General features: G+C 41.1%; 24 protein-coding genes and 1 riboswitch. Of the genes, 6 read left to right on the top strand and 18 right to left on the bottom strand.

What is annotated here, in order from left to right; genetic code table 11:
* Position 1: 1 nt before the first annotated feature.
* From trpA to pdxR, 8 genes are all read right to left on the bottom strand, one after another.
* Positions 2 to 775: a tryptophan synthase subunit alpha gene (trpA, locus tag EDX97_RS00800; RefSeq protein WP_128519327.1), complete on the bottom strand. Its 774-nt coding sequence runs from the start codon at positions 773 to 775 to the stop codon at positions 2 to 4.
* Positions 768 to 1,952 carry a tryptophan synthase subunit beta gene (gene trpB, locus EDX97_RS00795; protein ID WP_128519326.1) on the bottom strand — a complete coding sequence of 395 codons (1,185 nt, stop codon included), beginning with the start codon at positions 1,950 to 1,952 and terminating at the stop codon, positions 768 to 770. Before trpB ends, trpA begins: the two co-directional genes overlap by 8 nt.
* Positions 1,949 to 2,545, bottom strand: coding sequence for a phosphoribosylanthranilate isomerase (locus tag EDX97_RS00790; RefSeq protein ID WP_128519325.1), 597 nt, complete (start codon positions 2,543 to 2,545; stop codon positions 1,949 to 1,951). The genes trpB and EDX97_RS00790 overlap by 4 nt, the downstream gene beginning before the upstream one ends.
* Entirely contained in the window at positions 2,532 to 3,320 is a 789-nt protein-coding gene (gene trpC / locus EDX97_RS00785; protein WP_128519324.1) for an indole-3-glycerol phosphate synthase TrpC, read from the bottom strand. The genes EDX97_RS00790 and trpC overlap by 14 nt, the downstream gene beginning before the upstream one ends.
* Entirely contained in the window at positions 3,313 to 4,335 is a 1,023-nt protein-coding gene (gene trpD, locus EDX97_RS00780; RefSeq protein ID WP_128519323.1) for an anthranilate phosphoribosyltransferase, read from the bottom strand. Before trpD ends, trpC begins: the two co-directional genes overlap by 8 nt.
* The gene (locus tag EDX97_RS00775) at positions 4,332 to 4,913 is read right to left on the bottom strand and encodes an anthranilate synthase component II (RefSeq protein ID WP_128519322.1); all 582 of its coding nucleotides are present in this window, start codon (positions 4,911 to 4,913) and stop codon (positions 4,332 to 4,334) included. The genes trpD and EDX97_RS00775 overlap by 4 nt, the downstream gene beginning before the upstream one ends.
* On the bottom strand, positions 4,910 to 6,379 hold the full coding sequence (gene trpE, locus EDX97_RS00770; RefSeq protein ID WP_128519321.1) for an anthranilate synthase component I: 1,470 nt from the start codon (positions 6,377 to 6,379) through the stop codon (positions 4,910 to 4,912). The genes EDX97_RS00775 and trpE overlap by 4 nt, the downstream gene beginning before the upstream one ends.
* A 318-nt stretch (positions 6,380 to 6,697) precedes the next feature.
* A complete protein-coding gene (gene pdxR, locus EDX97_RS00765; protein ID WP_128519320.1) occupies positions 6,698 to 8,080 on the bottom strand; it encodes a MocR-like pyridoxine biosynthesis transcription factor PdxR in 1,383 nt (460 codons plus the stop codon).
* 106 nt (positions 8,081 to 8,186) lie between these two features.
* Between pdxR and pdxS the strand changes: the two genes are divergently transcribed.
* Together pdxS and pdxT are read left to right on the top strand one after the other, a co-directional pair.
* The gene (gene pdxS, locus EDX97_RS00760) at positions 8,187 to 9,053 is read left to right on the top strand and encodes a pyridoxal 5'-phosphate synthase lyase subunit PdxS (protein WP_128519319.1); all 867 of its coding nucleotides are present in this window, start codon (positions 8,187 to 8,189) and stop codon (positions 9,051 to 9,053) included.
* Entirely contained in the window at positions 9,050 to 9,613 is a 564-nt protein-coding gene (gene pdxT / locus EDX97_RS00755) for a pyridoxal 5'-phosphate synthase glutaminase subunit PdxT (protein WP_128519318.1), read from the top strand. The genes pdxS and pdxT overlap by 4 nt, the downstream gene beginning before the upstream one ends.
* Here the strand turns inward: pdxT and EDX97_RS00750 are convergent.
* The 3 genes from EDX97_RS00750 to EDX97_RS00735 form a co-directional block, all read right to left on the bottom strand.
* Positions 9,602 to 10,534, bottom strand: coding sequence for a 3-hydroxyacyl-CoA dehydrogenase (locus tag EDX97_RS00750; protein WP_128519317.1), 933 nt, complete (start codon positions 10,532 to 10,534; stop codon positions 9,602 to 9,604). The two genes, pdxT and EDX97_RS00750, sit on opposite strands and share 12 nt — an antisense overlap.
* 57 nt (positions 10,535 to 10,591) lie before the next feature.
* Positions 10,592 to 11,044, bottom strand: a complete 453-nt coding sequence (locus EDX97_RS00745; protein ID WP_128519316.1) for a low molecular weight protein-tyrosine-phosphatase — start codon at positions 11,042 to 11,044, stop codon at positions 10,592 to 10,594.
* Positions 11,045 to 11,765: 721 nt separating this feature from the next.
* A complete protein-coding gene (locus EDX97_RS00735; protein WP_128519314.1) occupies positions 11,766 to 12,782 on the bottom strand; it encodes a YeiH family protein in 1,017 nt (338 codons plus the stop codon).
* Positions 12,783 to 12,904: 122 nt separating this feature from the next.
* Between EDX97_RS00735 and EDX97_RS00730 the strand changes: the two genes are divergently transcribed.
* The gene (locus EDX97_RS00730) at positions 12,905 to 13,789 is read left to right on the top strand and encodes a LysR family transcriptional regulator (protein WP_128519313.1); all 885 of its coding nucleotides are present in this window, start codon (positions 12,905 to 12,907) and stop codon (positions 13,787 to 13,789) included.
* A 440-nt stretch (positions 13,790 to 14,229) separates the two neighbouring features.
* Here the strand turns inward: EDX97_RS00730 and EDX97_RS00725 are convergent, their stop codons facing one another.
* From EDX97_RS00725 to EDX97_RS00695, 7 genes are read right to left on the bottom strand one after another with little or no spacing between them, the layout of a single operon-like run.
* Positions 14,230 to 15,003: an HAD family hydrolase gene (locus tag EDX97_RS00725; RefSeq protein ID WP_183164211.1), complete on the bottom strand. Its 774-nt coding sequence runs from the start codon at positions 15,001 to 15,003 to the stop codon at positions 14,230 to 14,232.
* Positions 15,004 to 15,029: 26 nt separating this feature from the next.
* On the bottom strand, positions 15,030 to 15,893 hold the full coding sequence (locus EDX97_RS00720) for an SPL family radical SAM protein (RefSeq protein ID WP_128519311.1): 864 nt from the start codon (positions 15,891 to 15,893) through the stop codon (positions 15,030 to 15,032).
* Positions 15,881 to 16,300, bottom strand: coding sequence for an arsenate reductase ArsC (locus EDX97_RS00715; RefSeq protein WP_128519310.1), 420 nt, complete (start codon positions 16,298 to 16,300; stop codon positions 15,881 to 15,883). The genes EDX97_RS00720 and EDX97_RS00715 overlap by 13 nt, the downstream gene beginning before the upstream one ends.
* Positions 16,297 to 16,524: a thioredoxin family protein gene (locus tag EDX97_RS00710; RefSeq protein WP_128519309.1), complete on the bottom strand. Its 228-nt coding sequence runs from the start codon at positions 16,522 to 16,524 to the stop codon at positions 16,297 to 16,299. Before EDX97_RS00710 ends, EDX97_RS00715 begins: the two co-directional genes overlap by 4 nt.
* Position 16,525: 1 nt before the next feature.
* Positions 16,526 to 17,575 (bottom strand): ACR3 family arsenite efflux transporter, encoded by a 1,050-nt coding sequence (arsB, locus tag EDX97_RS00705; RefSeq protein WP_128519308.1) that lies wholly within the window; start codon positions 17,573 to 17,575, stop codon positions 16,526 to 16,528.
* Positions 17,553 to 17,864: an ArsR/SmtB family transcription factor gene (locus tag EDX97_RS00700; protein ID WP_128519307.1), complete on the bottom strand. Its 312-nt coding sequence runs from the start codon at positions 17,862 to 17,864 to the stop codon at positions 17,553 to 17,555. The genes arsB and EDX97_RS00700 overlap by 23 nt, the downstream gene beginning before the upstream one ends.
* An 11-nt stretch (positions 17,865 to 17,875) precedes the next feature.
* On the bottom strand, positions 17,876 to 18,871 hold the full coding sequence (locus tag EDX97_RS00695) for a permease (protein WP_128519306.1): 996 nt from the start codon (positions 18,869 to 18,871) through the stop codon (positions 17,876 to 17,878).
* A 115-nt stretch (positions 18,872 to 18,986) separates the two neighbouring features.
* Positions 18,987 to 19,094, top strand: a riboswitch (TPP riboswitch).
* Between the two features lie 43 nt (positions 19,095 to 19,137).
* Between EDX97_RS00695 and thiM the strand changes: the two genes are divergently transcribed.
* The 3 genes from thiM to EDX97_RS00680 are packed head-to-tail and all read left to right on the top strand — an operon-like array spanning position 19,138 to position 21,218.
* Positions 19,138 to 19,959 (top strand): hydroxyethylthiazole kinase, encoded by an 822-nt coding sequence (gene thiM, locus EDX97_RS00690; RefSeq protein WP_128519305.1) that lies wholly within the window; start codon positions 19,138 to 19,140, stop codon positions 19,957 to 19,959.
* Positions 19,946 to 20,593, top strand: a complete 648-nt coding sequence (gene thiE / locus EDX97_RS00685; RefSeq protein WP_128519304.1) for a thiamine phosphate synthase — start codon at positions 19,946 to 19,948, stop codon at positions 20,591 to 20,593. The genes thiM and thiE overlap by 14 nt, the downstream gene beginning before the upstream one ends.
* Positions 20,577 to 21,218 (top strand): HAD family hydrolase, encoded by a 642-nt coding sequence (locus EDX97_RS00680; protein WP_128519303.1) that lies wholly within the window; start codon positions 20,577 to 20,579, stop codon positions 21,216 to 21,218. The genes thiE and EDX97_RS00680 overlap by 17 nt, the downstream gene beginning before the upstream one ends.
* The last annotated feature ends 10 nt before the right edge of the window (positions 21,219 to 21,228 follow it).

Here is a 21,228-nt window from a genome sequence, read left to right as displayed (position 1 = left end):
TCTACCTTATAGCTTCAACCATCGAACGCACATAGGCTTCCACATGATCCGGTGCTTCTTTACCATATTTCGCAATGATCTTGATGATAGCGGAACCCACAATGGCTGCATCCGCTTTTTCGGTCATCTTTTTGGCTTGTTCCGGTGTAGAAATTCCAAATCCAATACCACAAGGAATATCACTCACACTACGCACGATATCGACCATTTCATTGACATTGGTCGTGATCTTACTACGCGTTCCCGTTACGCCTAAACTCGATACACAATACAAGAAGCCTTGGGCATCATTGGCAATCATCTTGATACGATCATGACTGGTTGGTGCAATCATGCGGATAAAATCCAATCCATATTGATGACATACCGTTTCAAATTCATCTTTTTCTTCATACGGTACATCGGGTAAGATCATACCACTCATATTGGCATCGATCATCTTTTGACAGAATTTGTCGGTTCCGTAATGGAATACGACATTGGCATAGGTCATGAAAACCATCGGAATGGACGTTTCTTTACGTACTTCCTTGATCATTTCAAAAACATCATCGGTCGTACATCCATTGGATAACGCTCTTTCATTGGCTTCCTGAATGACTGGACCTTCTGCCGTTGGATCGGAGAATGGAATCCCCAATTCAATCAAATCACACCCAGCTCTTTCCAAGGCCAGAATGATTTTTTTCGTTGTATCTAAATCGGGATCGCCACAAGTCACGAAAGCCACGAAGGCTTTGCCATGATCAAAGGCTCTTTCTATATTTTTATTCATAAATCTCCTTTCCGCGATAACGTGCCATCGCTGCTACGTCTTTATCGCCACGACCTGAAATCGTAATGACAACGATCTTATCTTTTGGCATCGTAGGTACAATTTTTTTGGCATACGCTACGGCATGTGCACTCTCAATAGCTGGAATGATACCTTCGGTACGTGATAAATATTCAAACGCATCAACCGCTTCATCATCGGTGATTGGTACATATTGTGCTCGACCGGTATCATGCAACATCGCATGTTCCGGACCAATACCTGGATAATCCAGACCAGCACTGATGGAATAAACCGGTGCAATCTGACCATATTTATCCTGACAGAAATACGACTTCATACCGTGGAAAATACCTAAACTTCCGGTTGCGATGGTAGCTGCTGTATCTTTGGTATGGATACCACGACCCGCTGCTTCACAACCAATCAATTGGACTTGTGGATCATCAATGAAATGATAGAAAGAACCAATCGCATTGGATCCACCACCGACACACGCAATGACAGCATCTGGTAAGCGTCCTTCTTTTTCTAACATCTGTGCTTTGATTTCTTTGGAGATAACCGCTTGAAAATCACGCACGATCGTTGGGAATGGATGAGGTCCCATGACCGAACCCAATACATAATGCGTATCATCAATGCGTGAAGTCCAATCACGGAAAGTTTCATTAACGGCATCCTTTAACGTTCCGGTTCCAGATTTAACAGGATGGACTTTGGCACCCAATAATTCCATACGATAGACATTCAATGCCTGTCGTTCGGTATCTTTTTCACCCATAAAGATTTCACATTCCATGCCCATCAAAGCAGCAACGGTTGCAGTTGCGACACCATGTTGACCAGCACCGGTTTCGGCAATGACACGGGTCTTTCCCATTTTCTTTGCCAACAAACACTGACCTAAACAATTGTTGATCTTATGGGCACCGGTATGATTGAGATCTTCTCGTTTCAAATACACTTTGGCACCACCGAGATCTTCAGTCATATGTTTCGCATAATACAAACGCGAAGGTCGTCCGGCATATTCATTCAACAAGGTTTCCAGTTCTTGATTGAATTCCGGATCATCTTTATATTTATTGTAGGCTTCTTCTAATTCAATAACGGCATTCATGAGGGTTTCCGGAATATATTGTCCTCCATGAATTCCAAATCGTCCTTTACTCATAGTTTTCTTCCTTTCTGTACACACATTCGTATTTTATTGGCATCTTTGACTCGATTGGTTTCTACCCCACTCGATATATCGATGGCATAAGGGTGGACCGTTTGAATGGCTTGTTCAATATTGGTTTCATCCAATCCACCGGCTAGAAAAAAGGCACGATCCATGGCTTGGATCATTTGCCAATTAAAGGTTTGGCCACTTCCCTTGCCACTATCTAATAATACATAATCAGCACTGCTTTGCGCGGCTTTTTCTAGATCCTCTTCATTATGGATCTCAAAGGCTTTGATGATGGGACCAAAGGATTTGAGATATTGAATATCCGCTTCCGTTTCCTGACCATGTAACTGGGCCATTTGAATGACTTTTCGTGTCAATAAATCACGAATGACTTCGTTGTCTTCATTCACAAACACGCCAACGGAAATGATATCTGGATCCAATTGTTTGGTGAGTTTCTCTACTTCTTCTATATCCAATGAACGAAAGCTTTTGGGAAAGTCAATGATAAAGCCACCATAATCCGGCTTATAGGTATTGACCATTTCAATATCTTCGACTCGACGTAACCCACATATTTTAATCTTGGCCATACTTTAACCTTTCCAACATTGCTTTTTTATCGGGTGCTTTCATCATGGTTTCCCCAATCAATACCGCATTGACTTGGGCATCTTCTAATTTTTGAATATCCACATGATTTTTGACGCCGCTTTCAGCGACAAATAAACAATCGGTGCCAACTTGTTGGCGCAATCGTAAACAATTGGTCGAATCCACGGAAAAGTTGCGTAAATTCCGGTTGTTGACGCCAATGATCTTGGCTCCTACCGCTTTCGCAATTTCTACTTCCTTTTCATCATGACATTCTACCAATGCATCCATGCCTAAGGATTCTGCCAATTCGAAATACGCTTTGATTTCATCCGGATCCAAAATGGATACAATCAATAAAACAGCACTCGCCCCATACATCTTGGCTTGATAAATCATATACGGATCAATCGTAAAATCTTTTCGTAAACAAGGAATAGAAACAGTCGAACTGATTTCTTGTAGATAATCTAATTTTCCTTTAAACCATTGGGGTTCGGTCAAGACCGAGATCGCATCGGCGCCGGCTTGTTCATAGTCTTTCGCAATGTCTACATAGGGAAAGACATCCACAATTTGTCCTTTGGATGGAGAAGCTTGTTTACACTCACAAATAAAGGATATGTCCGGTTTGGCTAAGGCTTGATAAAAGGAATGATTTCCCATCGGCATGGCTTCGGCCTGGGCTTTAACTTGATCAAGGGAAACTTCGGCTTTTTCTTTTTCGACTCGTTTTCTTGTCGCTGCAGCAATTGTTTCTAAGATATCAGGCATTGGAAACCTCAATCAATTTCTCTAATGTTTCCAATCCTTTCTTCTCGGTAAGAATCTGATTGGCCAATTGGACACCTTCTTCCATCGAAGCAGCTTTGCCATAGATATAGAAACCAAGTCCGGCATTCATACAAACAATATCTCGTTTTGGTCCTTGAATCTTATTTGCTAGGATATCCTTGGTCAATTGCGCATTTTCAACTGGTGTACCACCGACAATGTCTTCTTTTGATGCGCGTTGGAAGCCAAATTGTTCCGGTGTGATCGTACTCGTACGATAGAAGCCATCGCGAATTTCACAAACCAAAGTCGGTGCGGAAATACTGATTTCATCCAATTTATCCATACCATAAACGACAAAGCCGCGTTCAACGCCTAACTTGGTCAAGACTTTCGCAACGGGTTCAACTAAATATTGATCGTATACACCCAATAAGAAATAGTTTGGTTTGCTTGGATTGGTCAATGGACCTAAGATATTGAATACGGTACGAAAGCCTAATTCTTTACGAATCGCACCGACATATTTCATAGAGGTATGATATTTTTGTGCAAAGAAGAAACACATACCTACTTTTTCTAATAATTCTTTGGCTTTTTCTGGATCTTGATTGATATTGACACCCAATGCTTCTAGACAATCGGCGGTACCGGATAAGGAACTCGCTGCTCGATTGCCGTGTTTGGCAACTTTGACACCACCACTAGCTAAGACCAGGGCAGCTGTCGTGGATACATTAAAACTATGTGCCCCATCTCCACCAGTTCCGACAATATCCATCACATCCATATCGCCACGATCGAATGGAATGGCTTTTTCACGCATCGCTTGGGCACAACCACTAATCTCATCAATCGTTTCCATATGAGCACTTTTAGTCGATAAAGCTGCTAAGAAAGCCGCATTTTGAACTTGTGATGTTTCCCCTGACATGATCTCATTCATAACGGTATAGGCTTCGTCATAGGTTAAATCTTCTTTTCGTACAATTTTTTCAATCGCTTCTTTGATCATTTTGTTTGTCCTCCCATCATTGAAATAAACTGTTTGATAAATATCGGTCCATCCGGTGTCATAACACTTTCGGGATGAAATTGAAATCCGTAAACGGGATATTTGGTGTGTTTAATAGCCATGATCTCATCGTCATCACTTTTCGCTAAGACTTCCAATTCTTTCGGTAAGGTATCTTCTTGTATGGATAAGCTGTGATATCGAGCCGCTGGAAAATCGGTCAAGCCACCAAAAATGGGATCGGTTTTGATCACATGAATGGTATCTTGTTTCCCATGCATGAGTTGTTTGGCATAGGTAATAGTTGCGCCAAAGGCTTGGGCAATCGATTGATGTCCTAAACAAATTCCAAGAATGGGAATCTCTTTATAAAAGGTTCGAATCAAATCGATACAGATACCGGCATCTTCGGGTCGTTTCGGACCTGGTGATAACACAATGGCATCGGGTTGTAAGTCTCTGACTTCTTCGATTGTGATTTCATCGTTTCGGGCCACGTAGATATCGGGATATTCCGTTCCGATCCATTGATACACATTGTAGGAAAAACTATCATAATTATCGATCAATAAAATCATTCAAATCCCTCCTGTGCTTGTTGAATCGCTTGGACAACAGCTTTCGCTTTATTTTGACATTCTTGATATTCCTTTTCGGGAATACTATCAGCAACAATACCAGCGCCTGAGCGAATACAAATTTCATCATCTTTTTTATACACCAAACGAATGGCGATGCATGTATCTAAGTTACCGGTAAAATCAATGTAGCCAATGGCGCCTCCATAGATGCCTCGTTTGGAATGTTCCAATTCATCAATGATCTCACAGGCTCTAAATTTTGGTGCCCCGGATAATGTTCCGGCTGGCAAGATAGAATCTAACGCATCTAGTGCATCCAGATCTTCACGAATCGTACCGGTTACAGTGGAGCCAATATGCATGACTTGACTGAATCGTTCAATGGCCATGTATTTATCAACCGATACACTGCCTACCTTGGCAATGCGGCCAATATCATTACGACCAAGATCTACCAACATATTGTGTTCGGCTCGTTCTTTTTCATTGGATAATAGGGCTTGTTCCAAAGCTTTATCTTCAGCAGGTGTCTTTCCTCTTACGGTCGTTCCGGCCAATGGGAAAGTAAATAAGGTATCGTTTTCTAATTTAGCCAGAGTCTCTGGACTAGCTCCTGCCATTTCCATATCTTCACTGGAGAAATAGAACATGTAAGGACTGGGATTGGATGTTCGCAAGACCCGGAAGGTATCAAACAAGGATCCGGTTGCTTTGGCACGCATCGGATTGGAAAGTACGACCTGGAAGATATCGCCTTCATGAATATAATGTTTAGCGGTATTGACCATGTCTTCAAATTCACGTTCGGTACATTCGCCATGAATGTCTTCTTCCAAATGAATGGGTGCAAATTGTTTTTTGTCACCTTTTTTCAATAGGGCTTTCATAGCTTCCAATTTTTCTTTGGCTTTTTGATAGGAAGCTTCTAGATCATCGGTAAAGACGCCGGTCATCAAAATGATTTTTTGTTTGTAGTGGTCAAAACAGATGACAGAATCAAACAACATGACGTCCATATCTTTAAAGTCCATATCGTGATGATGAAGTTTTAATTTAGGTTCACTGTATTTGATATAGTCATAACTGAAATATCCAACCAATCCACCACTAAATGGAGGAATGCCTTCCATTCTGGGACTGGTATAGCGTTGCATGATCTTTCTTAGTTCATTTTTGGGATGTGCCGTGTGAAATTGCTCATTCACCGTTCCATCTAGGGAGCGTACATGCATGTTTCCATCGGTACATGTGATTTCCATGGTGGGATCATACCCTAAGAAAGAGTAGCGACCCCATTGTTGATCTTGACTTGCACTTTCTAATACATAGGTGTGCTTCGATACGTTTCGCAAGATCTGAAGCACTTGGACTGGGGTATACATGTCTGCGAACATTTCGGTGCATAAGGGTACGCGTCGATAGGTTTTCGCATACGATTGGATTTGTGCAAAGCTAGGATACATAGGTTTTTACCTCCTAATAAAAAAACTCGTCCGACAGTAAAATACTATCAAGGACGAGTGAATAGACCCGCGGTGCCACCTTGTTTTACAAGTTATCACCTGTACACTTAGAGAATCCCAACAGATTCTTGATCGTTGACGCCGATCCTACGTCATAGAATACTCAGCATTGCTTTTGACTATGCCCTCAGCGGTCCATTTGCGAAATTGTTACCATCTGGCTTGCACCGTCCCAGACTCGCTTTGGCACATCTTTTCGTTTGATCTCCGCCTCATCGGTTTCTTTGTGAAAATATCGTAACATATTTTCAATGATTTTCAAGAATTATTTTCAGAAATAATGTAACGAAATACATCACACACTTTCTGCATCTTTTCCGGGGTCAATTGGGAATAGTTGACCAAAAAGGTATGCCGATCTTGCGGATGTCGATAATACGAAGATAACGCATGGATCTGAATGGAAGCTGCATGCATCCGTTTTATGATCTGGGCATCGGAAAGATGGGTTTTCAGTTGTAAGAGAAAGTGCAAACCGGATTCATTTTCAATGATGGTGACTGGTAACGATGATTGTTTGATGGTGGCCATGATTTGTTTGCGTAAGCGACCATAATACAACCGCATGCGATTGATGTGTTTTTCAAAATAGCCTTCGTTTAAAAAAGCGGCAAGGGTATACTGTTCAAAATTGGATACCGTACAGGCATAAAAGGATAATTCTTGATAATACCGTTTGGCTAAAGAGAGTGGTAAAACCATATAGCTGATGCGAATGGTCGGACTCAAGGATTGCGAAAACGTATTCATATAAATGACGCGATCACTTTCGTCCATACTGAATAAGGTAGGCAATGGTTTGCCATGACGGCGAAATTCACTATCATAATCGTCTTCAATGATGTAGCGATGGGATCGCTGATTGGCCCAGGCCAAGATTTCATAACGTCGAGGTGTGGGCATACGGATACCCGTTGGAAATTGATGGTTAGGCGAAATATGCACAATATTGGCTTTTGTCTTCTGTAGTTGTTCCATGGATAGGCCTTGTTCATCCAAACCGGCATAACAGATCGAAACATCTTGTTTTTGATAGATCTGCGATAAGCGAGGATAGGCGGGATCTTCCAAACAAACGGTTTGATTTCTTCCCAATAATTGGATCAACAAGCCATAAAGATATTCCGTTCCCGCACCAACAATGATTTGATTGGGATCGACCATCATATTGCGAAACGATTGTAGATGCGAAGCAATTGCCTTTCGTAAAATAAGTGTACCGGCACTTTCTGAACGTTTCAGTATGGAATCGGATTGTTCATAGAAGATGCGACGAGACAGTTTAGCCCAATTGGACATGGGAAAATGCATGGTGCCATTACCAGATAGATCGATTTTATAAACAGGAGATGGATCCACAAGATGATAGTCCAACGAAACTGGACTGGCATGTGGGATATTTGGAATGGGTGCCACAAAATAGCCTCGTTTCGGTTGGGTGTAAACAAAGCCTTCACTGATCAACTGGTCATATGCATTTTGAATCGTAATGGTACTAAGACCTTGTTGACGGGCAAAGGATCGTTTGGATGGTAGTTTTTCATGGGGTTGAAGTTTTCCTTCTACAATATCCTTTTTGATGCATTGATAGATTTGCATATAAAATGGCAGGTTAGATTGTTTGAGATCATAAGTCAGCATATTTATCTCCTATCTGGTATCTTAAAATATTTATATTTTGGGTATTTTTATATATCCAGAATGATAGTACCATGAGAAACATGAACAAACAAGGAGGCAGAAAGAAATGAATGAAACAATCAATCGTGGACTCGCACAGATGTTGAAGGGTGGTGTCATCATGGATGTCACGACACCTGAACAAGCCAAGATTGCTCAAGAGGCTGGGGCTTGTGCCGTTATGGCGTTGGAACGCATTCCCGCCGATATTCGTGCAGCTGGTGGTGTATCGCGAATGAGCGATCCCAAAATGATTCAAGGCATTCAACAAGCGGTATCCATTCCGGTGATGGCCAAGTGTCGCATTGGTCATATAGCCGAAGCCCAGATCTTGCAGGCATTGGATATCGATTATATCGATGAGTCCGAAGTCTTGAGTCCAGCGGATGATACCTATCATATTGATAAGACCCAATTTCAGGTTCCTTTTGTATGTGGTGCCAGAGATCTAGGGGAGGCATTACGTCGCATCGAAGAAGGGGCTGCCATGATCCGTACCAAAGGCGAACCGGGGACAGGAGATGTGATCCAAGCCGTGCGTCATATGCGCAAAATGCAGGCACAGATCCAACAAGTTGTCAGCAAACGAGCCGATGAATTATTTGATTTGGCCAAACAACTGCAAGTATCCTATCCATTGCTGCAATATGTCCATGCACATGCCCAATTACCCGTCGTGAATTTTGCGGCAGGTGGTGTTGCCACTCCAGCGGATGCCGCTTTGATGATGCAATTGGGTGCCGAAGGCGTATTTGTGGGATCGGGTATCTTTGCTTCTGGCAATCCGGCCAAACGTGCCAAAGCCATTGTGCAAGCAGTGACCCATTATAACGAACCAAATGTACTTGCGGAATTATCCAAAGATCTTGGTCCTGCGATGGTTGGTATCAATGCCGATGAAATTGAACTGATCATGGAGGAAAGAGGACAATGAAAACAGTTGGTGTCTTAGCGTTACAAGGTGCTTTTATCGAGCATGAAAAGATATTGAAACAATTGGGTGTTCGTCCTTTAGAAATCAAGCACAAAGAAGACTTAAACCAAATAAATGGCATCATTTTACCCGGTGGCGAAAGCACCACCCAAGGAAGTCTTTTAGAAACAGAAGATCTTCTACAACCGTTAAAAGAAAAGATTGAACAGGGCTTGCCTACATTGGCCACTTGTGCGGGAAGCATCTTATTATCCCAAGAAATTGAAGATCAACAAGAAGTCTATCTGCAAACTTTGCCAGTTACCATTCGCCGCAATGCATTTGGACGACAAAGTCATAGTTTTAAAAGCCGTGGTACTTTTTTGTCCACGGCCGTTGAGATGATTTTTATTCGGGCACCTTTTTTTACACAGGTCGATCCCGATGTGCAAATTTTATCGAAAATAGAAGATCATATCGTTGCCGTTCAGTATCACAATCAAGTAGCCTTGTCGTTTCATCCTGAACTTACACAAGATCCAACGATTCATTCGTATTTTATCCATACACTACTCGTATGAATAAAATCCAGCTTTGGCTTGTACACCAGTCTTTCCTTGGTCGATATAGGATTTCAACATATCGGCCACTTTTTTCATAGCTGGATTCATTCGAGCAATATTATAAGCCGTTTGAAGTCCCACAATATCTAAGATCTGCATCGGTCCGTATGGAGCTCCTGTCGCTTTGCGCCATGTCTTATCGATGGTTGGCGCATCGGCAATGCCGTTGGCATATAAATTCAAAGCGGCATTTAAGAATGGCACCAACAAGGAATTCAGCACATAGCCAGGTTGTTCTTTCTGTAAGCAAATGGGTTCCATACCAATTTCCTTACCAAACGCAACTGCTTGTTCAAATACATGAGGATCGGTATGGGAATGTCCCATGATCTCAACAATATTGTATTTCCAGATCTCATTGGCAAAATGCATCGCCAAATAACGTTCGGGCCGTTTGATATGATCGACAAATTGACTGGGTACCATGGTCGATGAATTGCTGGCCAGGATCGTATCTGGCTCTAAATATTGTGATAATTTTTGATAGATATCGCATTTTGCTTGAAAGTCTTCCGCCATCGCTTCAATAACGATCATAGCATCTTTACATGCCTTTGCCATATCCAATTCTAAGACAATGGAAGCATAGGCTTTTTCGACTTGGGCTTGTTTAGCTTCGATATCCGCAACACTGGTTTGTGAAAGATCAGCTACCAATCCATGGGGATAATACGGATAATCCGTTCCACAATACGGTTTCAACGCTTCCAAAGAGGACAAATAAATGGATTTCAATCGATTCAATTTTGGCTGCGTGCGCGTTTTGGAACTTTCCATACGTAACCAGAATGTGACATCAAATCCTTGATAAGCTGCTTGAAAGGCAATTTGTGAACCTAAAACGCCACCACCCACAACGACTACTTTTCGGTTATTCATAATAAACCTCCTTTTCTATATGATTGATTTCATTATATCGAGGTTTACCATTAATTGTTACTCATATGCATCAATCATTTGTGCCAATTGTTTCAAACGATAGATGCATCCTTCCCATATATCTTGATACGCCGTCTCAAAGTCATCCGTCCACCAGGGATCAGATACATCGCGATCGGGTAATAAGCGTTGAACTTTGTGTTGTGGATCCGAGCCAAGAATTCGCAAGATATCCCGTCGATTTTCCGCATCCATATAATAGATATGATCAAATTTTTGATAGTCCGATTTGGTTAAGATGCGTGCCTGCCTTTTAGAAAATGGGATCCCCTTCTCTTTTAATTTTGAACGAGCAGGATAATACATATCATTCCCGATTTCTTCATAGGTAGCCGCAACCGAGTCCACTTCCATGGTATATCCCTGTTTTCGACATAGATCCTTCATGATAAATTCAGCCATCGGGCTTCGACAGATATTGCCATGACAGACAAATAGGATTTTGAGCATAGAACCTCCCTTTTTCTTTCATTCCTAAATTAACATATCTTGGCTTGGTTTTCTATGATGAACGCAATTGTGCTGGTTATCCCGCTTTCACGATTTGAATCGATACTTCCCTTTCCAAATTCCAAAACCGATTCAATTAAATTGTTCTCTCGCATTTCTTTCACCAACTCCGATGCTCTGGACACTTTTTACCCAATGTAGCCATGATATCCGTACGGTCAAAAATAGACTGGTCTGTAAATTTCTTTCGAAACATCCATATTTGATTTGTGGTCTTTGGTGAAAACATGCCGTCAATATCCAGTTTTAAAGTGGACGATGCGAACCAAGTAAAGCGTTTTATCAAATGAAGGAAGCTTTTTATCCTGTTCTTCATCCGCCTGGTAACAGTATTCTTTTCCACCGTCCTCAAATACAACATTACAGTAAATCAAAGATTCTTACCATTTAGACAAGATGACAAATTCCAACCATTTAGGACCCTATTTATTATCGATGACCTTATCTTTTCGATTCTCTCGTTGTTACTCTCCTCATTCCATTCAAACCAAAATGGTCTTTCACAACAATTGCTCTGCAAGAATTGAAGACGTTTGATTCAGATTCAGTAGATTTCTACCCACACATCAACTTTTTATACAAGGTTTACTTCTATTAAAGATTTTATCATCAAATGTTGCTCATATATAAACGAAAAAAAGACGGATTTGTAACATCCGTCTTACCAAATATTCATCATATGTTGCATGGCTAAACTGACTAGCGTAATCCCCACCCAACAGGATGCACCAATCAAGAGAGGTTTTCCTCCGGTACGAATCAATTTCACAATATCACTATTTAAGCCAATGGCCACCATGGCCATCACAATAAAGAATTTGGATATCGTTTTCAATGGCATAAACACTTCTGCTTGTACACCTGCATGTACACAAATCGTTGTAAAAATGGCCGCCAAAATAAAATAGAGAATGAATAAAGGAAAAACTTTGCGAAACCGAAATCCTTCCCCTTTGTTTTTGGCACCACTCTGTTTTGCGGCAAGCACCAATGTGATTGGAATGATGGCTAATGTCCGCGTTAGTTTGACTGTTACCGCCTTATCCAAAGTCGCACTGCCCAGATGCCACATACTATCCCAAGTTGCTGCGGCCGCTGTTACCGAAGAGGTATCATTGATGGCCGTCCCCGCAAAGATGCCAAAGGCTTCCCCGCTCGTTGTATGAAAACCAAGCGCCTGACCCAACAAAGGAAAGAATATGGCAGCCATCACATTAAAGAAGAAAATGACCGAAATAGCTTGGGCTACTTCTTCGTCGTCTGCCCCCACAACGGGTGCTGTCGCCGCAATCGCCGATCCACCACAAATGGAAGAACCTACCCCAACCAAAGTCGCAATATTTCCAGAAATATGCATCTTTTTGTGCAACAACCAAGCAATGCCTAAAGACGTTGAAATGGTACAAACAATGATAGGTAATGATTGCCGCCCAGTTTGTGCAATCACTCCTAGATCCATTCCAAATCCTAATAAGACAACAGCCGCTTGTAATACATATTTTGCGGTCCAGCTAATGCCACTTTGGGCCTTGCCTTTGTCCTTCCAAAACATCGTAATGAGCATTCCTGCTAGGATGCCAATTACAGCACCACCAATCACGGGAAAATGCATACCAATGATCCATGACGGAATCGCAATCACAAGACACAACAATACACCATATTTCTGTTTCTTCATCCAAATACCTCTCTCGATTGGTTTGATTATAGAAGTTCCTATCCAATATGTAAAATTATAAATTATTATTCATTGATAATTTATTTTTATCGTTATATGGTAAAAGAAAGGAGGATCACAAAATGCTTGACTTTCGTGTTCGTACGTTTCTTTGTGTTTGCCAAACTTTAAATTACACCAAAGCGGCACAACAATTACATATCACGCAGCCAGCAGTATCGGCTCACATTCGCTATGTAGAAACTTATTATCAAGTGCAGCTTTTTCATTATCAAAATCGAAAATTAGAATTGACGGCAGCGGGAAAATTACTCTATCAGCGACTTCGTACCCTGACAAATGATGAAACACAACTACAAGCTGAATTGCACGCACCCCAACAAGAAACAGAACAATTCTCATTGGGTGTGACCATGACCGTTGGTGAATATGCCATCATCAAACCTCTGACCACCTTGCTCAAACAACAGCCACACCTCAACTTACATCTCCATTTTGGAAATACGGCCCAACTCTTAGAACAATTAAAAGAAGGAAGCATCCAAATGGCATTAGTAGAAGGCTACTATCCAAAAGATATGTATGTCCACAAGCACTATCGAACCGAGGCCTATATTCCTGTTTGTGCGACCTCACATGTATTTAAAAATGCCACCCCTCATACCATCGAAGATCTTATCGAAGAACGCATCTTGCTTCGTGAAAAAGGGTCTGGTACACGCAATATACTGGAACGCTATCTAGCCATACGTGGCATGCATATGGAAGATTTTCATCATTATATTGAAGTAGAAAACATGCATACCATCATTGATTTATTGTGCGAAGATTGTGGTATTTCCTTTTTATATCGCATGGCCGCACAAAAACAAATACAAGCCGGCATCCTAAAAGAAATTCCCTTGGAAGACTTTTCCATCCATCATGATCTTGATTTCATATGGGAAAAAGGCAGTCTGTATACAGATCGAAATGAAACAATCTGTTCACAATTGACTCATGCATGAAAAATTCTTTATGAAAAAGCGATTCACCGTACTATAACCAACTCCTTTTGTTTTTTAAATCCCTATCGTTGATAGAAAGGAATTGGCCATTCGTTTCAATATCCCAACATGTATTGTGTGTTTTATGGACTTGTTTCATCACAAACATCAATAATTGTTTGCCCAATGAATGTCTTTAAAGCTTTTGGATCTCACAACAATTTTCAAAAGCTAAAAAATTGATTCTACCCAGATTCTTCATGATCCCATGATACCCTTTACTGTTTCTAAATTGGCACCAATTATCCGTACCATCGCAAAGTCTTCTTTTTTATTTCCATAGGATACTTTTCAATCGCTGATTTTGAGAATAGCACAAAGATCAATTCGTTTACAACGATAGTCCATGGATCCACTTAAAGTTGGTTTTCTTATTGGAATCATGAAGTAAAAAAGGCCTTTTATAAAAGGCCAAAATGATGGATGGTTTGTGCTATGGCATCGGGACGATCTTCGGGACAAATATAATCAGCTACAGCTTTTACGGGTTCCAATGCATGATACATGGCCACGCCGATCTTGGCTGCTTGGATCGTACATATATCGGAATACGAATCACCAAATGCCATAAAATCATTTCTTGGTTGCTTCCAATGTTGCATCAAAGTATGGATACCGGTCAATTTTGAATAGCCTTTTGGAAAAATATCAATATTGAAAGGACCTCCTTTCACACTATGATAGAGTGGAAATTCTTCTTTTAACTTTTGATAGACCGTTTCTACATCCGTTGTAATATATGTGATCAACTTTTGTTTTTCGCCTTCATAGGGTTTACATTGATAATCAACCACATCGTATTTTTTCATGAATAAACGAACAGTAGGATCGATGCCTGTCAACATTTCGATTTGTCCTACAGAAAAAATAGGAATCTGGTATTTTTGACCAAACGCAAATATCGCGTCCAGATCTTCTTGTTGGAAGGAATGATCTTCCAAATGACATAAATTTTGATCATAGACTTCCACCCCATTGGTCGTTACATAGCCATCCCAATTTATTTCATTGATATGTGGAATCCCCATTATTCTTTCCAATGGACGACTGGAAGCAATGCCTAATCGATAACCTTTTGCGTTGAGGGCTTGTAATATTTCCATTGAAGAAGGATCGATTTGTTTGCTATGCACATCCAATAATGTGTCATCTAAATCAAAAAAAATCGTTTTCATATTTTTATCATCGCTTTCCATCTATATCAAAATAAAGTTAATGGTTCATAGGACGGATCCAATGTGGATGTATAATGAAAAATTTCTTCAGGATCATCCATGATTCCCGCCGCTTGACACGTTGAATGAAAAAGCTGCATCCATTCTTTGTTGTGTTGACTCATGACTTCATACGCATTTCCATAGACTTTTTCATAGCGTTGTTTCAAACCAGGAAAAGAAGCATCCAACATTTGATAGTAATAATCTCGACTCCCTTTTCTTAAGGTCATTCCCGCATGAAAACATAGGATGCCTTTGACATCCGCATCTATACACCAATCTAATATTTGTTTCAAATTTTGTCGTGTATCGGTTAAATAGGGTAAAACAGGTGTTAACCATACGATTGTTGGAATGCCGCGTGCTTGACAAGCTTTTAAGACTTCGTATCGACGTCGACTTGTACACACATGCGGTTCTAAAATATGGCTCATCGTATCCGAAGCACATGTTAATGACATTTGAACCACGGCTTTGGCTTGGTGATGAATATGCGCCAATAAATCCAGATCACGGAGTACAAGATCGGACTTGGTGATGAGAGTAGCGCCAAAACCATATCGATCGATCAATTGTAAACATGTTCTGGTCAGTTCCCATTTCTTTTCGATGGGTTGATAGGGATCGCTCATGGAGCCGGTACTGATCATGATCTTTTTTCGTTTGGTTTTTAAGATCTGTTCCAACAATACAGGGGCATTTTGTTTCACTTCCACATCTTCAAACGCATGATCAAAATGATAACAGGCACTTCGACTATCACAATAAATACAACCATGTGTACATCCACGATAAATATTGATCGCATTCCATTTGGTCAAAAGCGATTTTGCTTCTACAACATGCATAACTCATCCTTTGTCAATCGTTGTTTTAATGATCGAATTCGTGTCTCAATTTCTTCAATGACTTGGATAAATACGGCATCCGATTCGCCTGTGGGATCTTGTAATCCCCAGTCTTCTCGATACGTACAATCTATCATTGGGCATTGCACCCCACATCCCATCGTAATGACAACATCCAACTTTGGCAATTGATCCAATGTCTTATTGTATTGACCATTGGCAATCATATCCATGCCATATTTCGCTTTTAGAATGCGTACGGCATCAGGATTGATTTGATCTTTGATTTGTGTTCCTGCCGAATAACTCTCAAATACATCACTTGCCAATTCTTTACCGAATGCTTCCGCAATCTGGCTGCGACACGAATTATGCGTACAAATAAAGCCTACCTTCCACTTTTTCATAAAAACTTCTCAATCTGTTTGGGTTTCAATACGCGTCCAGTCGCCACAACTTTGTCATCAATCATCAAAGCTGGCGTTTGGAGAATGCCTAAGCTCGCAATGATTGAAAAGTCCGTAATATATTCGATTTTTGCATCAATCTGTTTATTTGCGACCGCTTCTTTCACATTTTTTAATAAGGTCTCACATTTACTACAACCGCCACCTAATACTTTAATATTCATCTCATTCTCCTCCTTTTTGAAATCTATATTGGGTATGATTCGCCATTTTCACTAAAGTCAACATTACGGGTACTTCGGTCAATACACCAACCGTTGTTGCCAGTGCCGCTGGACTGGTCGTTCCAAATAAAGCAATCGCAACAGCTACCGCTAATTCAAAAAAATTGGATGCACCAATTAGACCAGCAGGTGCCGCAATCGCAAAAGGCAAATGGGCCATATAACTTGTTCCATACGCAATCCCAAAGATCAAGAAGGTCTGGATGATCAATGGCACCGCAATCAAAACAATATGTAAGGGATTGGAAACAATGACTTGGGCTTGCGAAGCAAAAATCAAGACTAAGGTCAACAACAATCCGATGGTTGTCACCCCATCAAATTGATGGATAAAGGTTGTTTCTAAATAGGCCTTCCCTTTCTTTTTTGTCATTGAAATGCGCGTTAAAATACCAGCAATCAGTGGAATTACCACGAATAAGAAGATACTGACAAACAAAGTACTATAAGGAACTGTTACATGGGAAACACCCAATAGAAACTTCACAATCGGAACAAACGCAATCAAGATGATCAAATCATTGGTTGCGACTTGGACGACCGTATAGGCAGGATCTCCATGTGTCAATGTGCTCCATACAAAGACCATGGCCGTACAAGGGGCTGCTCCCAATAATACAGCGCCAGCTAGATATTGTCGAGCCAAGTCCGGCGTGATCCAATGTTTGAAAACCACAAAGAGAAACACATAGGCCAAACCATACATAGTAAATGGCTTGATCAACCAGTTGGTGATCCATGTGATTAAAATGCCTTTGGGATGTTTCCCTACTTCTTTGATCCGTTGAAAATCGACTTTGATCATCATGGGATAGATCATGATCCAAATTAAGATCGCAATGGGCATGGAAATACCCGCAATCTGTAATCTTCCTAATACATTGGGAATGATGGGTAAAAAATGACCAATCAAGACACCGGCAACCATACATAAGAATACCCATACAGATAAATAGGTTTGAAAAAAACTAATTCCTTCCTTTGATTTCATCTGTCTTATCCTCCTTACAAGTGCAATTCAAATGATCGATATAGGCTCGAAATGCCATCAACGTCTCACAATTTAACGAATAATACGTATTCTTCCATTCCTTTCGACTGACAACCAAACCACATTCGGATAATACTTTCATATGGTGGGACAACGTAGGCTGTGTAATTTGAAAATGATCTAATAATTTGCATCCACACAATTCGCCATCGACTAATAATTCCACGATCTGGATTCGATGGGCATCTCCCAATGCCTTACAAATAACAGCTGCATCCATCGCATTCATACATAAACCTCCTAGATAAACAGACCTTGGCATAGATTGAATCCATACCCAACCAAAAGAATGCCAATCACGCATACGCCAATAAACAATCCAAGCAACTTGGGTTTGATAGCCTTATGCAATAAGATCAATGACGGCAAGCTCAATGTGGTAACTGCCATCATGAAACTCAATACTGTACCCAATAAAGCGCCTTTTGATAACAATGCTTCCGCAACGGGAATGGTCCCAAAAATATCGGCATACATAGGTACCCCAACAAAGGTGGCCAGGATCACACCAAACGGATTGGTGTTCCCAAGTATGCGTTCAATCATAAATTCTGGGATCCAATTATGGATCAATGCCCCTATGCCAACTCCCACCAAAATATAAGGAAAGACCTTACAAAAGGTCGAAACAACTTGATCTTTGGCATAGTCCAATCGATCCGGTATGGTCAAAGTAGGGGATTCAATCGAGGTGGATGAGGCCATACGAATGAAATCTTCGACTTGATCTTCCATATGCGCTCGTTCAATCACACACCCACCGACTACCGCAATGATTAAACCTACTGCAACATAAGCCAAGGCGATGCGATAGCCAAAAATGCTCATCAACAAGACCAAGCTGCCTAGATCGACCATGGGTGATGAAATCAAAAACGAAAACGTAACGCCCAAAGGTAACCCTGCACTGGTAAATCCCATAAAAATGGGAATGGAAGAACAGGAACAAAAAGGCGTGACTGTCCCTAGTAGGGCGCCCATGATATTGGCACCAATGCCATGAAAACGACCCATGATCGTTTTACTGCGTTCGGGTGGAAAATAACTTTGAATATAAGAAATTAGAAAGATCAATGCACACAATAGAATCGTGATCTTGATCACATCATAAAGAAAAAATTGAATAGATCCTCCCATGCGGGTATGCATATCCACACCCATATGTTTCAAAAGTTGACCTACCCAACTATAGATCCATTGCATACCTAGTATTTCTTTTTGAATAAAAGATCCCATATTTCTTCTCCTCACATCGATTTTGGTCTATGTGATAGTATATCATCACTTTGATATTTGTCAATGTGATGATTTTTTATCTTGATGAATACCACTATTCGGCGTATGATGAATATGTTACAAAAATGGGAGCTGGCGAAACCGGCTGAGAAAAGACTGTATGGTCTTGACCAATAACCTGATTTGGATAATGCCAACGTAGGGAAATACGCAAATATCGTGGGATACCCTTGTTGGTATGCCACTTTTTTTATAAGGAGGATCTTATGTTAGAAACTTGTTTAGAGAATGTACGCAATCACGGTGCCTTAGTGCACAACATCACCAACTATGTCACGGTCAATGATGTGGCCAATGCCATTTTAGCCATTGGTGCCAGTCCCATCATGTCGGATGAGCCCGAAGATGTCGAAGACATTCAGACCATTTGCCAAGGATTGAATATCAACATTGGCACATTGAATCAGCAGTCCATTGAAGGCATGAAACGAGCTGGTAAAAAAGCCAATGAATTAGGTCATGTTGTTTTATTGGATCCTGTGGGTGCAGGTGCCTCGCATTTACGTACACAAACGGCTTTGGATCTCATGAAGATGATTCATTTTGATGTCATTCGCGGTAATATTTCGGAAATCAAAACGTTGGCTTTAGGCACTTCAACAACGCAAGGTGTCGATGCCAATGCCGCGGATGCCGTAACGGAAGAAAACCTGGATACAATGGTTACTTTTGCCAAGCACTTTGCGGCGAGTCAAGATTGTGTCATTGCCATTACCGGTGCCATTGATCTAGTGGCCAATGCCAATACCTGTTATGTGATTCGCAATGGCAAGCCGCAAATGGGCCAAATTACCGGAACCGGTTGTCAATTATCAGGAATCATGACCGCTTTCTTAGCTGCCAATCCCGATACTCCTTTAGAAGCTTGTGCAGCTGCTGTCTGTGACATGGGCTTGGCCGGTGAAATTGGCTATTCGCACTTAGCCGCTTATGAAGGCAACAGCACCTATCGCAATCGCATCATTGATGCCCTTAATCAAATGACGACCATGCAATTTAAAGAAGGGGCCAAGTATGAAATCAAATAACTATTTGGAACTTTATGCCGTAACCGATCGTCATTGGTTGGGCAAGCAAACTTTGTTCGATCAAGTCAAAGAAGCTTTGGATGGTGGGGCTACTTGTATCCAGTTGCGAGAAAAGCAATTGGATGAAGAGAATTTCTTAAAAGAAGCGATTGAAATTCAAAAATTATGTAAAGAATACCATGTTCCTTTTATTGTCAATGACAATGTGGACATTGCCAAAACCATGCATGCTGATGGCATTCATGTTGGCCAAAGCGATATGGAAGCCTTAGATGTCCGAAAAGAATTGGGCAACGATGTTATTTTAGGTGTTTCCGCACAAACTGTAGAACAAGCTAAAAAAGCCGAAGCCCATGGCGCGGATTATCTCGGTGTGGGTGCTGTCTTTCCCACTGGTTCTAAAGATGATGCGGAAGATGTCAGTTATGAGACCTTAAAAGCCATTTGCGAAGCCGTATCCATTCCGGTCATTGCGATTGGGGGCATCACCCAAGACAATGTCAAAGAATTGGCTGGTTCTGGTATTGTTGGCATTGCCGTGATCAGTGCCATCTTTGCTCAAAAAGATATCACTCAAGCGACCAAAGACTTAAAACAAGCCACGGAGCAGATGTTAAATGATTGCTCTCTTTGATGTGGATGGTGTGATCTTGGATTCCATGGCCATTTGGGATACATTACCCATACGATACGTTCGATCCAAAGGCAAGATACCACAAACCAATCTTGCCAAGATCATTGCACCGATGTCCTTAGAAGAATCGAGCTTGTATTTGAAAGAACACTATCAACTCAATGCATCTTCCATCGAGATCCAACACGAAATCATTGAAATGTTGACAACGTATTATAAAGAAGAAGTGACATTAAAGCCAGGCATTGTATCGTGTCTACAAGCGTGTCAAGACCAACATATGCCCATGTATGTGTTATCCATTGGCGATGAAACCTTGATTAATGCAGCCTTCAAACGATTACATATTCGTTCGTATTTTCAAAAGATCTTTACCGTCATGGATAAACGGAATCCACATGTCTATGAAAATATAGCGACACAATTACACACAAAACCACAAGATCTGCTTGTGTTTGAAGATAGTTTGGATGCGATCCAATCGGCTCATCAAGCGGGTTGTAAAACCATTGGTATAGCTGATCCATCCAACCAGGACAAACAAACATTGATCAAAGCCCGGGCTGATTTTTTTGTGCCCGGTTTTGAAGCGGTAGATTGGGGACACCACCTTCTATCGCTATAGAAAATACATG

The organism is Absicoccus porci (assembly GCF_003725415.1).
Lineage (GTDB): Bacteria > Bacillota_I > Bacilli_A > Erysipelotrichales > Erysipelotrichaceae > Absicoccus > Absicoccus porci.
This window is presented reverse-complemented; position numbering and strand designations above follow the sequence as displayed.